13 protein-coding genes are annotated in these 13,159 nt (G+C 66.4%); 6 read left to right on the plus strand and 7 right to left on the minus strand.

The genetic code is table 11. From position 1 onward, the window contains the following. Positions 1-235: 235 nt before the first annotated feature. From EJB06_RS23595 to EJB06_RS23620, 6 genes are all read right to left on the minus strand, one after another. Positions 236-982: a LytR/AlgR family response regulator transcription factor gene (locus tag EJB06_RS23595; RefSeq protein WP_229427248.1), complete on the minus strand. Its 747-nt coding sequence runs from the start codon at positions 980-982 to the stop codon at positions 236-238. 20 nt (positions 983-1,002) lie between these two features. Continuing rightward, a complete protein-coding gene (locus tag EJB06_RS23600; RefSeq protein ID WP_126076473.1) occupies positions 1,003-2,166 on the minus strand; it encodes a sensor histidine kinase in 1,164 nt (387 codons plus the stop codon). Then, positions 2,166-3,662 carry a carotenoid oxygenase family protein gene (locus EJB06_RS23605; RefSeq protein ID WP_126076474.1) on the minus strand — a complete coding sequence of 499 codons (1,497 nt, stop codon included), beginning with the start codon at positions 3,660-3,662 and terminating at the stop codon, positions 2,166-2,168. Before EJB06_RS23605 ends, EJB06_RS23600 begins: the two co-directional genes overlap by 1 nt. A 13-nt stretch (positions 3,663-3,675) precedes the next feature. Further along, positions 3,676-4,098, minus strand: a complete 423-nt coding sequence (locus EJB06_RS23610; RefSeq protein ID WP_126076475.1) for a DUF2141 domain-containing protein — start codon at positions 4,096-4,098, stop codon at positions 3,676-3,678. A 202-nt stretch (positions 4,099-4,300) separates the two neighbouring features. Further along, positions 4,301-4,915 (minus strand): DUF2799 domain-containing protein, encoded by a 615-nt coding sequence (locus EJB06_RS23615; protein ID WP_164558016.1) that lies wholly within the window; start codon positions 4,913-4,915, stop codon positions 4,301-4,303. A 115-nt stretch (positions 4,916-5,030) separates the two neighbouring features. Beyond that, a complete protein-coding gene (locus EJB06_RS23620; RefSeq protein ID WP_126076477.1) occupies positions 5,031-6,323 on the minus strand; it encodes an NAD(P)/FAD-dependent oxidoreductase in 1,293 nt (430 codons plus the stop codon). Between the two features lie 310 nt (positions 6,324-6,633). Here EJB06_RS23620 and EJB06_RS23625 point away from each other — a divergent pair, with 310 nt between their 5' ends. Together EJB06_RS23625 and EJB06_RS23630 are read left to right on the plus strand one after the other, a co-directional pair. Beyond that, positions 6,634-7,428, plus strand: a complete 795-nt coding sequence (locus EJB06_RS23625) for a MipA/OmpV family protein (RefSeq protein WP_164558017.1) — start codon at positions 6,634-6,636, stop codon at positions 7,426-7,428. An 82-nt stretch (positions 7,429-7,510) separates the two neighbouring features. Further along, positions 7,511-8,449 carry a LysR family transcriptional regulator gene (locus EJB06_RS23630; protein ID WP_126076479.1) on the plus strand — a complete coding sequence of 313 codons (939 nt, stop codon included), beginning with the start codon at positions 7,511-7,513 and terminating at the stop codon, positions 8,447-8,449. 16 nt (positions 8,450-8,465) lie between these two features. Here EJB06_RS23630 and clpP read toward each other — a convergent pair whose 3' ends face one another. Beyond that, complete coding sequence (clpP, locus tag EJB06_RS23635; RefSeq protein ID WP_126076480.1) at positions 8,466-9,089, minus strand: ATP-dependent Clp endopeptidase proteolytic subunit ClpP; 624 nt, start codon at positions 9,087-9,089, stop codon at positions 8,466-8,468. Between the two features lie 158 nt (positions 9,090-9,247). Here clpP and EJB06_RS23640 point away from each other — a divergent pair, with 158 nt between their 5' ends. From EJB06_RS23640 to EJB06_RS32010, 4 genes are all read left to right on the plus strand, one after another. Continuing rightward, complete coding sequence (locus EJB06_RS23640) at positions 9,248-9,940, plus strand: sigma-70 family RNA polymerase sigma factor (RefSeq protein WP_164558018.1); 693 nt, start codon at positions 9,248-9,250, stop codon at positions 9,938-9,940. A 398-nt stretch (positions 9,941-10,338) separates the two neighbouring features. Then, positions 10,339-11,928 carry a hypothetical protein gene (locus tag EJB06_RS23645; RefSeq protein WP_126076482.1) on the plus strand — a complete coding sequence of 530 codons (1,590 nt, stop codon included), beginning with the start codon at positions 10,339-10,341 and terminating at the stop codon, positions 11,926-11,928. A gap of 30 nt (positions 11,929-11,958) precedes the next feature. After that, positions 11,959-12,435 (plus strand): hypothetical protein, encoded by a 477-nt coding sequence (locus EJB06_RS23650; RefSeq protein ID WP_126076483.1) that lies wholly within the window; start codon positions 11,959-11,961, stop codon positions 12,433-12,435. A gap of 70 nt (positions 12,436-12,505) precedes the next feature. Further along, entirely contained in the window at positions 12,506-13,051 is a 546-nt protein-coding gene (locus EJB06_RS32010; RefSeq protein WP_229427241.1) for a PEP-CTERM sorting domain-containing protein, read from the plus strand. The last annotated feature ends 108 nt before the right edge of the window (positions 13,052-13,159 follow it).

The following is a 13,159-nucleotide window of genomic DNA, read 5'->3' on the forward strand; positions in this document are numbered from 1 at the left end:
GTAAGTTGCCTGTGCACTTCGATGTCCACTTCGGTGCCAGGTCTGACATTCGGACACGAGCTGTACTGTACGAGGACGGAGTGATGTGGACAATGGACGAGGCCGTGTCCGAATGTCAGACCTGGCACCGAAGTGGACAGAGTGATGTGGACAATGGACGAGGCCGTGTCCGAATGTCAGACCTGGCACCGAAGTGGACACGGGCTCGTCGGTCGGCGAGCGAGAGCAGCGTGGCCTACATCTGCTTGAACTGCTCGGCGTAGTTGCGGCTGACGGTGAGCTGCTCGCGCCGCTCCTTGAGCTTGACCACGAGGCGCCCGCGGAAGTCGGTGTGCGTGCCGGCCACTGATTTGGCGGCCACGATCACGCTGCGGTGAATCTGCCAGAAGCGCGCTTCGTCGAGCTGTTCGCGCAGTTTGCTCAGCGGCGTGCGGATCAGGCATTCGCCTTCCTGCAAGAATACACTGGTGTATTTGTCGTTGCTCTGGAAGTAGATCACTTCGTCGATGGCGATCAGGCGCGTTTCGTCGCCATGCGCGGCGCGGATCCATTGCAGGGGTGCAGCCGCCGGCGCCGGCACGGCGGCCACCGGCACCGCCAGTTGCCGCAACAGCGCGCGCAGCGCATCGGCTTCGACCGCAGGCGCCGGGGCGCGCAGTGCCAGTTTGAGCTTGGCGACGGTCTTGGCCAGGCGCTCCACCGTGGCCGGCTTGAGCAGGTAGTCGAGCGCCGCGTGTTCGAAGGCGTCGACCGCGTACTCGTGATAGGCGCTCACGAAAACGATGTGCGGTGCCTTGCCGTCGCTGGTTAAGCGCTGCGCCAGGTCGAGCCCAGTCAGGCCGGGCATCTGGATGTCGAGGAACACCACGTCGGGCGCCAGTTCGTCGATCAGGCGCAGCGCTTCGATGCCGTTGCCGGCCTTGCCGACGATGCGCAGCTGCGGCCAGGCCGCCGCCAGCTGCGTTTGCAGGTAGTCGAGCAGGTGCGGTTCGTCGTCCGCGATCAGGGCGCGTGGATGGTCGATGGCAGCGTTTCTTTCAGTGGCAGCAGCAGGCGCGCGGTGATCCCGCACGGTTCATGTTCGAGCAATTGTACCTGAGCGCCAGGACCGTACACACTGCGCAGGCGCGAGCGCAGGTTGGACAGGCCGACCCCGCCGCCCGGCTTGGACGGCGCATGGCCGAGCCCCGCGCCGGTGTCGCTCACTTCGATGCACAAGCAGCCATCGCGGCAGCTGGCGCGGATGTCGATCCGGCCGCCGTCGACCTTCGGTTCGAGCCCGTGCGCGACGGCGTTTTCGACCACCGGTTGCAAGAGCATGGGCGGCATCGGGATGTCGCGGCAACCGTCGGCCTCGATCCGGTACGACAGGCGCGCGCCCATGCGCACCGCCAGCACGTCGAGGTAGGCCGCCACCAGGTCGAGCTCCGCTCCCAGCGTGGCCTGGTCGGCGCGGCTGGCGGCCAGGCTGGCGCGCAGGTAGTCGATGAAGCGCTCCAGCATGTGACGCGCCTTGGCCGGATCGGTGTCGATCAGGCCGACCACGTTGGCCAGGGTATTGTACAAAAAGTGAGGTTCGATCTGGGCCTGCAGCGCGCGCAGGCGCGCTTCCGCCAGCAACCGGGCGGCGCTGGCGATCTGTTCTCCCTGGCGCGCGGCCAGCGTCTCGCTGGCGATACGGCGCTCGCCGCCGACCAGCACGACGACCATGATCGCCGCCGCGAACAGGGCGAAGGGCAGCAGCGGCGCCAGGTTCGCGCCGCCAGTCAGGTAGCGCAGCGGATTGACGCCCCTGAGCATGCCGGTGCCGATGACGATTCCGGCGATGACGCACAGGCCGACCGTGATGAGAAAATACAGCACGCGCGGCACGCCGGTCAGGCGCGAGGGCCAGCCGCGCAGCAGGCGGTCGGCGCCGCTCAAGACGGCGTGAATCAGGTAGCCGACCACGTTCGAGATCACCAGCGTCGGGCCGAAAAAGTGGAAGAAGCCGCTGCGCTCGCCGCTGAACAGCATGTTCGCGGCCGTCAGGAACAGGGCGATCATGGTGTTCCAGATGCCGGTATAAAGCACGTCCCGCCACGGCGAACAGGGCCAGCGCCGGAACAGGGCAATTGCGTCGAGCGGGTGCGACGAGGTGTGCGCGGGGCGTTCGATCGCGTCCATCAAGCCGCCAGAAAATTACCGTGGAAGCAGTGCGGCGCGCGGTAGGGCAGGCGCGCCAGCGCGACCGGGCCAGCCTTGACGCGGGCGGCATCGAACACGCTCAATACGGTCTGCCCGCGCCTGGTGTCCTGCGCCACGCCGACCAGGTAGCCGTCGGTCTCGGAGCGGGCGTTGGCGCGCGGGACCAGCACGTGTTCTTCCACCTGCCAGCCGGCGTCGAAGCGGTAGCTGTCGGCCTTGCCCGTGTCGGTGCCGACCAGGTTGACGGTGTCGAGCACAATCTCGGCGTTGCGCGAAGAGCTGCTCAATAGCGCCAGCTGGCGGTGGCGGCGCGACACGACCTGTGGCATCACGCGCGGGAATTCGCTGGCGCCGAACAGGCGCGCGGTCGTGGCGCGGCCCGTGGCGTAATCGAGCGTGACCTGGGCCGCGAAGCCGCGCGCGGGCAGGTTCTTTTCGCGCTCGCCGCTCATCACGCGCCCGACCTGGTGCAGCGCGTCGCCCTCGTGCAGCACCACGTCGAAGCGGGTGGTGGCGCCGTCGTCGAAGGCGTTCCCGAAGTGGAAGACCATGTGCGGCGGCAGTTCGAACACCTGGCGCACGTCCAGCGTCGCCTTGGAGACCACCACCACGCGCAGGGGACGGGCGCCGGCGCCGCTGCCGGCCCAGCGATGTTGGTCGGCGAAGCTCCTGTCGTCGGCGCGCACCATGTCGTACGGGGGAATCAGGAAGATCAGGTGCCTGGCGCTGACCGCGAAGTCGTGCACCATCGCCAGTTGCGGCACCTTGATCATGGCGGTTTTCAGCACCTGGCCGTCGGCGCCGATGCGGTACAGGGCCAGCCGGTCGCCGCCGGGGAGGGCGCCGAAGTTCCACATGCCGCTATCCGGATCGATCTTGGGATGGGCCGAAAACGGCATCGACTTCATGTCCTCGTTCCAGGTCTTGATGCCGACCGTGGCGAGCGTGTGCGGGTCGACTTCGGTGGCCGAGCCGCCTTCCCACAGCGCGTACACGCGGCCGTTGAAGGGCAGCAGGTTGGTGTTGGCGGCGTTCATGGTGTCGTTGGTCCTGACGCCGCGCCGGTCGACAAAGGTGCCGAAGGAGGGATACAGAAAGCGGCCGGCCGCCGTTTCTTCGCCAAAGCGCTCGGTCTCGACGAACTTGCCGATGTGGCCGACCTTGCCGCCGCCGATCTGCCAGCGCTGCGCGAAGCCGTCGCCGTCGAACCAGTGGTGATGGCGTTCGCCTCCCAGTTCGAAGCGTCCCGGCCCGTTGCGGAAAAAGACGCCGTTCAGGTCCGCCGGCATGCGGCCCGTCACAACGGCGGCGCCGGACTGCTGGCCCACGGTGTCGGCGTACACCGCCAGCGTCGGGTCGCGCTCGAGCGCCGCGTGGAAGCGCCGGTAGGTGGCGGCATCGGCCAGGGCGCTGCCGGGAACAAGGCCGAGGGCGGTCAGGCTGGCGGCGCAGGTGAGGAAGGTGCGGCGTTGCATCGTGGTCTCCGGCTTAGTGCTTCAGGCTGACGGTGGCGTTCAGGCCGGCCGCGGGCAGGGTGAATCGGGCGTCGTCGAATCTGGGCGGGCCCATTTTACCGAGGGCGTTGTTACTGAAGGCGAAATCCTCGGTCGGGATGCCCATCATGTTGGCGTCCATTTTGCCATTGCCGTTTGCATCGTGGAAGATGGCGTAGGCATAGTCGCCGGCCGCCAGGTCCCTGACGGTGACGGTGGTGCTGCCCTCGACGGCTTTTTCGCCGGCCGCGCCGGCCGCTTTTTTAAGGAAGGTGCCGGCCGAGTCGTACACCGCCACTTGCACGGTGCCGTCGGCGCTGCGCACGTCGTCGATGCGGATGGTGAGGTCGGCGGCGCCGGCCAGGGAAGAGCTCAGGACGGTGCAGGCGCAGAAGGCGGTGGCGAGCAGGCGGCGCATGGTGTTCTCCGGTAGGGTTGTCGTTGCGATGGCGTGACTTTAACGACAAGCCCTCCCGCACGGGGAGGCATGCGACGACATGCCGGAAAACGGCGCGAAATGCAGCGGGACGGCGCGAAATGCAGCGGCCCGCGCAGGGCGGCCCGCGCAGGGCGACCCGCGCAGGGTGACACGGCGCAGGACTGCCCCGCGCCGGCAGCCGTCAGCGGATCGAATCGAGCGTGTATTCGGCCGAACGCAAGGCGTCGCGCGTGCCTTGCATGTCGCGGTCGATATCGCGCAGCTCCTTGCGCACGTCGCGCCGGCGCTCGTCGAACTCCCTGCGGATGCGTTTGCGTTCGTCGTCCTTGTCGGTAGCGGCGAGCTGCTTCGATTCGTCCTTGTCGGCGTCGCGCAGGCGGCGCTGCAGGCGTTCGCTGCGGCTGTCCATGCTGCCGATCTGGCTGCGCAGGGTGTAGACGGCATAGCCGGCCTGGTGGCGGCGGCGGAATTCGAAGTCGAGCGGCGCCGGACAGACGCCGGCGTAGGCGCCGCCGTTCAGGCCGAGCGGCGCGGCGTTCTCCAGCCGGCAAAAGCTGCGCAGGCCGTGCTCGCGGCCGGCGACGTAGGAGGCGGAGTCGACCCGTGTGCCGGCCTTGGCGCAGGATTTGGCATGCTCGTCCAGCGTCGACATGGGCTTTCCCGCCAGGCCGTCGCGCATGCCGATGTCGCTCCAGTTGGCCGAGCGGCACTGGTCCGCAGTCATCGTGTCGCATCCGGACATGAGCGCCGCCGCCAGCAGCGCCGCCGCCGGTCCGATCCACCTGTGTGTCATCATCGCCTCCGCAATTATCGTCTGAAACGATGCTACCATGACAACGCTATGCCGAGCTGGAGACGGCAAAAAAAGTGGCGGCACTGTGGATGGAAACGCACGCGGCCGGGGTGCGCGCTCAGTGCAGCCTGACCGAGGGCATCAGCTTGTCGCGTATCCAGTCCGCCACCGTCTGCGCCGACATGCGCAGCACGCCGTGCAGCGCCATCTGGTGCTTGCGGTACAAGAGGGCATACAGCAGCCGCGCCACGGCGCCGCCGACCGCGTATTTCTGGCCGGAGGAGCGGGTCAGCACGCCCACCGCCGCCAGGGGCCCGAGCGAGACCAGCGAACCGTAGTCGCGGTAGGCGAACGGCGCGGCCGGCGGCGAGACCTGGCCCAGCGCCTGCGCCAGGTACAGCGCCTGCTGGTGCGCCGCCTGCGCGCGCGGCGGCACCTTGCCGAGGATCGGGCAGACAAAATTGGCGCAGTCGCCGATGGCATACACGTCCGGATCTTCCAGCGCCTGCAGCGATGGCGCCACCGCAATCTGGCGCAGGCGGTTGGTGCTCAAGCCCAGCGTGGCGCACAGCGGCGGCGCTTCCACGCCGGCCGCCCACAGGGTGATCGCCGATGGATAGGTGCAGCCTTCGGTATCGACCACGGCGCCGGCGTCGACCCGAGCCACGGCGGTGTCGGTCAGGACCTTGATGCCGAGCGCGCGCAGGTGGCGCGCGGCGCGCTTGGACAGGCGCGGATGCAGATGCGGCAGCAGCAGCGAGCCGCGCTCCAGGATGCGGATGCGGACGTGCCGCACCGGGTCGAGCGCGTGCACATTGTACTTGGCCAGGGTGCGCGCGCTGTGGCTCAATTCGGCCGCCAGTTCGACTCCGGTGGCGCCGCCGCCGACGATGACGATGTCGATGCCGGGGTCTTGCGCGCCGGCCGCCTGGCGCGCGCTGGCCTGGATGCAGCCGGCCACGAAGCGCTGGCGGAACGTCTCGGCCTGCGCCACGTCGTCGAGCGTGAGCACGTGCCGCTCGGCGCCGGGCACGCCGAAGTAGTTGGTCACCGATCCCAGGGCCAGTACCAGCTTGTCGTAGCCGAGCGAGCGCGCCGGCAGCACTTCGGCGCCGTCGTCGGCGATCCACGGCGCCAGCGAAATGCGCCTGGCGTCGCGGTCCACGCCCAGCACTTCGCCGCGTGCGAATTCGAAGCCATGTTCGGCCGCCTGGGCGGCGTAGTCGATGGCCATCACCTGCGGATCGTGCTTGCCCGAGGCGACCGTATGCAGCAAGGGTTTCCAGAAATGGGTGGGCCAGCGGTCGACCAGCACGACGCGCGCGCGTCCGGCCTTGCCTGCGCTGTTGCCGAGCCGGGTGGCCAGCTCCAGTCCTCCGGCGCCGCCGCCGACGATGACGATGGTGTCCATGGTGTCTCCTCCTGTAGGTGTCGCGATGTGAAAGGGCGTTGACCAGGTGTCAATATAGATGGTCGCGACACAAAAGAAAAATCAGAGATTCGTCCATATTCATAAGGTTCAACTTATATATATGCATCAGCGTCGGCGGCGCCGGTATCGCCTGGCGTGGCCGAAAGTCTCTTTTGGCGCTACGTTTCAGACCGGTTCACGGTACGCGGGAGGATTCGATGGTGCTGTTTCTGAAACGTTGCGACACTCCGGCCCGTCGTTTCAACTTTCCCAGCAAACGCCGCTTCCATTCACTTTCAAGGACCATCACATGCCACGTTTATCCGCAGCCGCCATTCTCCTGATCAGCGCCATCGCGCCAGCCGTTCACGCCGAAGCGCTGGTCGCCGATGCCCCGGCCGGCAAATCGACCATGACCGTCGGCCTGGGCGCCGCCGTCGTTCCCGAATACCTGGGCAGCGACGAAGTGCGCGCGCTGCCGGTGATCGTGCTCGATTACCAGCACGCCAGCGGCTTTTTCGCCAGCACGGTGAACGGCATCGGGTACAAGAACAAGGTCGGTCCGGTGGCGTTCAGCGCCGCACTGGGCGTGGCGCCCAGCCGCAGCGACCGCGATCACGGGCTGTATAAAGGTTCGGATGCGCTCAAGGGCATGGGCGAAATCAAGGCTTCGGCGCTCGGCGTGTTCGGCGTCGGTTACGAATTCGACGGCGGCATCGGCGTCGGCATGCGTGCGATGGTGGCCTTGTCCAACCGCGAACGCGGCAACAGCTATGAATTCGGGGCCCAGGCGCCCTTGCTCAAGGGCGAAGCGAACCAGGTCGGCATGTTCGTCTCGGCCACCTACAGCGACAAGAAGAACATGCAGGCGTTCTACGGCGTGACCGCCGCCCAGAGCCTGGCCTCCGGCTACAAGCGCTACGACACCAAGGCCGGCATCTCGCGCGTGAACGTGGGCGTGAACTGGAATCACAAGTTGAACAAGCACTGGTCGGTCAACAGCACGGCCGGCGTGGTCAGCCTGCTGGGCGACGCCGCCGACAGCCCGATCGCCAAGCGCAAGACGGCGCCCATGCTGGCGGTGACGGTCAATTACGCGTTCTGACGCCGCTAGCGCCAACTGGTCTATCATGGCGGGGCGGTAAAGGTTTTCTCGCCCATGTTTATCAATCGATAGGGAATCGCTTATGTATCACGCCAGCTTTCGCCAGCTCCAGTCCCTGGTCCTGGTGGCCCGCCACGAGAGCGTGTCGAAGGCGGCGGAGGCCCTGCATGTGACGCAGCCGGCGGTGTCGCTGCAACTGCGCACGCTGGAAAGCATCACCGGCGTCGCCCTGACGCGCAAGGACGGGCGCGGCATCCAGCTGACGGCGGCCGGCGAGGTGATGGTGGACTTCGCCGAGCGCATCCTGCGCCTGTGGGAGCACGCCGGCGACGAGCTGGCGGCGCTGCACGGCGTCACCAGCGGCACCCTGCGCATCGGCGCGGTGACGACGGCCGAGCATCTGCTGCCGCCGCTGCTGGTGCCGTTCACGCTGGAGCGGCCCGACGTGCGCCTCAAGCTCCAGGTGGGCAACCGGGTCGAAATCGTCAACATGCTGGCGCGCCAGGAGATCGACGTGGCCATCATGGGCACGCCGCCGCGCGAACTGCGCACCAACGCGGCGCGTTTCGCGCGCCATCCGATGGGCTTCGTGGCCAGCGCCGATCATCCGCTGATGAGCAAGCGCAAGCTGACCCTGGCCGACGTGGTGGGGGCCAGCCTGCTGGTGCGCGAGCGCGGCTCGGGCACGCGCACCGCCGTCGAGCGCCTGTTCAAGGAGGGCGGGCACGCGCTCAATTTCGGTTCCGAGGTGTCGTCCAACGAGGCGATCAAGCGCATGGTGTCGGCCGGCCTGGGCGTGGGCTTCCTGTCGGTGCACGCATGCGCGCTCGAATTCAAATCGGGCCTGCTGCGCATGCTGCCGCTCAAGGGCAACCCGGTCGACGCCGACTGGCAGGTGATGCACCTGGCCGGCCAGCCGATTCCCAAGGTGGCGGCGGCCTTCCAGGATTATGTGATCGAGCATGGACAGGCGCTGGTCAGCAGCGAGCTGGAAGGGTTTTACCAGCGCAGCGCCGCTTAGGCGCGAGGATCGGTGCTCAGCCTGTTTGCTGGTCTTCGCGCCTTGCCAGCACCCGGTCGATCAGCCCATATGCGGCGCCCTGGTCGGCCGACATGTAATTGTCGCGGTCCGAGTCCTTTTCGATCCGCGCCAGCGTCTGCCCGGTGCGCTCGGCGTAGATGGCGTTGAGCCGGTGGCGCAGGTACAGCACTTCGCGCGCCTGGATGTCGATGTCGGCGGCCACGCCTTGCGAGCCGCCATGCGGCTGGTGCATCATGATGCGGGCGTTCGGCAGCGCGTAGCGCTTGCCGATCGCGCCGGCCGCCAGCAGGAAGGAGCCCATGCTGGCGGCGAAGCCCGTGCACAGGGTCGAGACGTCCGGTTTGATGAACTGCATCGTGTCGTACACCGCCATGCCGGCATACACCGAGCCGCCCGGCGAATTGATGTAGAGCGAAATATCCTTGTCGGGATTGTCCGATTCCAGGAACAGCAACTGGGCCACGATCAGGTTGGCCGATTGCTCGCTCACTTCGCCCACCAGAAAGATCACGCGTTCCTTCAGCAGGCGCGAGTAAATGTCGAAGGCGCGTTCGCCGCGTCCCGTTTGTTCTATGACGGTGGGCACCAGGCCCAGTCCCATCGGCGTAATCGACGTCATGAATATCCTTTTGCGGTAGAGTGCAATCCAGGAGTGGCTTGCGCCTGCCTGACGCCTGCGGCATGCGCCGCGTGACAGCAAAAAAATACATCGCCGGCCTGTCACATGCGGGCAATGCCGGGCGTCATGTGGCACCAGCACAAGCAAGGAGAGTTTCGATGCCGCACACGCCTGACCCCGCCGGCGCCCTGTTCGAACGTCTGCGGCCGCGCCTGAAAGCCATCAGTTGCCGCATCGTGGGCAGCGAGGCGGAAGCCGAGGACATCGTGCAGGACTGTTTTCTCAAGTGGCACGGCGCCGAACAGGCGGCCCTGGCGACCCCGGCGGCATGGCTGACCACGGTGGTGCAGCACCAGTCGATCGACCGCCTGCGCAAACGCGCGCGCGATGCGATCGCCGCGCACGGCGCCACGGAACTGGCGCCCGCCGTGGCGCCGGCGCCGCCCGAGGAGGGCTTGCTGCGGCGCGCCGAACTGGGCGAGGCGCTGGCCTGCCTGCTCGGGCGTCTGTCGCCGTCCGAACGCCTGGCCCTGGTCCTGCACGAGGTATTCGAATGCGGCCATGCCGATATCGCGGCCGCGCTGGGGACAAGCGCCGTGAACGCGCGCCAGCACCTGGCACGGGCGCGGCGGCGGCTGCGGCAGGCCGGGGCGCAAGCGCGGCCGGAAGAAAAACTCTCCCGCGAGCTGATCCGGCGCTTCCAGGCCGCGATCAACGGCATGGATGTGCCGGCGATGCTGACCTTGCTCGGTGAGGAGCAAGCGGTGGCGGTGTGCGCATCGCCCCGGCTGCGCATCCGCGCGGGCGCCTGCGCCAACGAGGCATCCTACGCACAGGCGCTGGCGGCGTAGCCAGGCAAGACCCTGGAACTGGCCAGCGCATCGGGTGGACGCCGATCGCCGGTCACCCAGGCGAGCGCGAATCCTTCGCCGCTTGTGGTTTTTAGCCAACGAATAAGTCAACGACGTCAGCGTAATTTGCTTAAGAAGCGCCAAAAACATGTAAACAATTATCAACAATATGATATTTTTAACAGGCAGATCCACCGCTGGGCGGTAGGGGCCCCGCGCGACGAAACGTGACCATGGGAACAGGGTTGCCATGGTTTTTTGGCGATTGACCAACAGGAGACATCTTCATGCGCGTTCGGGGCACATCTGGAAACGGCCTTTGCCATCGTGAGACGAGCCGACTGGCCCGGCTCGTTGGCGCGGGGGCACTCTGTCTGTTCGGCGTTCTGGGTTTGGCGGTGAGCGACGCCAACGCCGACACCAAGGGTAAGGTGTTGTACGGAAAGCTGACCTATGACCGGGTACCGTCGACGCTGGAAGACGGGCTCGACTACAGAGCGGTTGTGCAAAAGCCCATTCGCAACGTGCGGGTGGTGCTGGTCGAATACAGCAAGGAGGGCGGCACGAACAGGGAGCTCGCGGCCACCGTCTCGGGGGAAGACGGCAGCTACAGCTTGCCGGTTCCCGACCTGGTCACGCGGGTCAGGGTCCGGGCGTTCGCCGAGACGGCCAATCCGCCCTTGCGGGTTCAGGACAACACCAACGGCAACGCCTTGTACACGCTGGAGTCCGCTGCAATTACCACCACCGCAGCGCTCACCGTCAAGGACCTGAACGCAGGCAGCGGCTGGGGAGGGTCGTCCTACACGGGCGCGCGCGCCGCCGCACCGTTTGCCAGCCTCGACACGCTGTACGGGACGGCACGCGCCTTCATGGCGGTGCGGCCCCAGGTGAATTTTCCTTTGCTGCCAATTAACTGGAGCGTCAACAACCGCCCGGAACCCGGCGATAGCGCCTTGGGCCAGATCGACACGTCCCACTACAACAGCCGTTCGGGCGGCATCTACATCCTCGGCAAGGCGGATGTGGATACCGACGAATACGATGCCCACGTCATGGTGCATGAATGGGGCCATTACTTTGAAGACAAGCTGGGCCGCTCGGACAGCATCGGTGGCAGTCACGGCTCCGGCGACATCGTCGATCCACGGCTTGCCTTTGGCGAAGGGTGGGGAAATGCGCTGAGCGCGATGATCCTTTTTCCCGACGCCAATTACAAGGATACCGGAGGCGTCGGCCAGGCCAGGACGACGCTCGTCATCGACATGGAAACCAACGACGCCGACGATCCGACGCCGGGCTGGTTCTCCGAAGCGTCGGTGCAATCCGTGCTGTACGACCTGTTCGACCCGGCCAATGAGTCGTTCGACAAGGTGGCGCTCGGACTGGGACCCATCTACGACATCATGACGGGCGGGCAGAAGAGTACTTCGGCTGTGACGTCCATTTTTTCGTTCACCAATGCCCTCAAAGCGGTCCCCGGCACCTCGGCCTCCACCCTTGCGGCAATCGACAGCCTGACCTCGACTTCGCGCATCGACCCGATTCAGGATGCGTTCGGGACCGGCGAGACCAACAACGGCAGCAATGCGGCGAACCTGCCGGTGTTCCGGCAGATGACGGTGGACGGCGCTAGCCAGACCCTGACCTTCCTGGCCGACGTGGACAACGTCAACCGGCTTGGAGCGAACCGCTACATCAGGTTCAGCAGCCCTGCCGCGGGTCCGATCCAGGTCGTCGCGAACTCGAGCAGCGACATCGGGCTCGCGCTGCTCGAAGACGGCAAGAAGATCGCCGTCGCCGACAATGATTACAGCGGAACCGAGCAGTTATCCTTCCTGGCCAAGGCGAACAAGGTGTACATCCTCACGGTCCAGGGCTTCGTGACCAAATCGAGCGGCCAGTACACCGCGTCGTTGCGCATCGCAAGCGGCGATATCGCGGGCAAGGCCGCGATTGTCAATCGAAAAACCAAAGCGGTGCGCTAAAGCGTTCCCCGCCTCTCCAAGGAAACCATCATGCAAGTGACAATTTCAACGCTGGCGGCGGCGCTTGCCGCCGGACTGATCGCCTCATTGACTGCCGCGTCCGTCCAGGCCAAGCCGCATGCGCCAGTGGAAATCGCGGGAACGGTGCAGGCGCGCCAAGCCACGCTCAAGATCGCCTTCGATTCGGCTGCGCAGCAGGTCAATGTCCGGGTCTACGGCGTCGATGGGCTGACCGTGATCGGCACCAGGTCACCCGTGATCGGCGCGACGTTCGCCGCCGGCCAGGTGATGACGCTGATTGTCAATTACACGCCGGGAGCGGGCACGAGCAATCTGGCGGTGCAGGTCGATGGCCAGTTCGACGGCAAACGGCGTTCCAGGATTTCCACGTTCTCCGTGCAAGGCGGCCGGGCTGCCGGTGCCGGCGCGCCCGACAGCACGGCGCCGACCATGTCGGTCGACGGGCGAGGCCGGCGCATTGCCATCCTGCCGGCGCAAACCAGATAGCCAGGCGCGGCCTTGTCCGCGCTTGTTCCCTCCCACCCAATCCCCTCGCAATCATCAAAAAGGAATGACCATGCTTCTGAAATCGACACTGCTCGCCCTGGCCTTTTGTGCCTTTGCATCGACCGCCCAGGCCGATTCCATCCACACCATCACCGGCGACACGACGGGTGCCGCCATTTTCAATCGACCGCTCGAGGACCTGTCCGGCCTGTCGGGAATCGGCACGGATGTCAGCTTCAACCAGTTCAGGTTCACGGTGTCCGCGCCGGGGGCGTACTCCTTCCTGACGACGGCGGCTTTCGACTCCATGGTATTCCTTTACAGCCCGAGCTTCGATCCCGGCGCCGCGCTGACGAACGCCCTGATCGGCAACGACGATCTTCTTGGGACCACCACATCGGGCTTCGTGGCCAACCTGGACGCCGGCACCTCGTATGTCCTGGTGATTACCGGTTATGAAGGCTTCGAGTATGGCCGGCACAGCACGACCATTGGCGGGCCCGGCGCCGTCAGCGTCGTCGCCGTTCCGGAACCCGAGACCTATGCGCTGCTGGCATTCGGCCTGGGCGTGGTGGGCCTGGCGAGCCGTCGTGCCAAGGCCCTGAAGATAGCCTGAACGGAAGCGGCGAGCGGCGAGCGGCGAGCGGCGAGCGGCTGCTCGGCGCGCAGGCCGGCACGCCGAAGCGTGGTTTTTCCGGCCTCCGCAAGCCGCGCGCCGCGCGGA

The organism is Massilia atriviolacea (assembly GCF_003953935.1).
GTDB classification, from domain to species: domain Bacteria; phylum Pseudomonadota; class Gammaproteobacteria; order Burkholderiales; family Burkholderiaceae_D; genus Telluria_A; species Telluria_A atriviolacea.

Bases quoted from the DNA above. Each gene is read 5' to 3' on its own strand.
- EJB06_RS23600 (WP_126076473.1), bottom strand. From the start codon at position 2,166: ATGGACGCGATCGAACGCCCCGCGCACACCTCGTCGCACCCGCTCGAC.
- EJB06_RS23605 (WP_126076474.1), bottom strand. From the start codon at position 3,662: ATGCAACGCCGCACCTTCCTCACCTGCGCCGCCAGCCTGACCGCCCTC.
- EJB06_RS23610 (WP_126076475.1), bottom strand. From the start codon at position 4,098: ATGCGCCGCCTGCTCGCCACCGCCTTCTGCGCCTGCACCGTCCTGAGC.
- EJB06_RS23615 (WP_164558016.1), bottom strand. From the start codon at position 4,915: ATGATGACACACAGGTGGATCGGACCGGCGGCGGCGCTGCTGGCGGCG.
- EJB06_RS23620 (WP_126076477.1), bottom strand. From the start codon at position 6,323: ATGGACACCATCGTCATCGTCGGCGGCGGCGCCGGAGGACTGGAGCTG.
- EJB06_RS23625 (WP_164558017.1), top strand. From the start codon at position 6,634: ATGCCACGTTTATCCGCAGCCGCCATTCTCCTGATCAGCGCCATCGCG.
- EJB06_RS23630 (WP_126076479.1), top strand. From the start codon at position 7,511: ATGTATCACGCCAGCTTTCGCCAGCTCCAGTCCCTGGTCCTGGTGGCC.
- clpP (WP_126076480.1), bottom strand. From the start codon at position 9,089: ATGACGTCGATTACGCCGATGGGACTGGGCCTGGTGCCCACCGTCATA.
- EJB06_RS23640 (WP_164558018.1), top strand. From the start codon at position 9,248: ATGCCGCACACGCCTGACCCCGCCGGCGCCCTGTTCGAACGTCTGCGG.
- EJB06_RS23650 (WP_126076483.1), top strand. From the start codon at position 11,959: ATGCAAGTGACAATTTCAACGCTGGCGGCGGCGCTTGCCGCCGGACTG.
- EJB06_RS32010 (WP_229427241.1), top strand. From the start codon at position 12,506: ATGCTTCTGAAATCGACACTGCTCGCCCTGGCCTTTTGTGCCTTTGCA.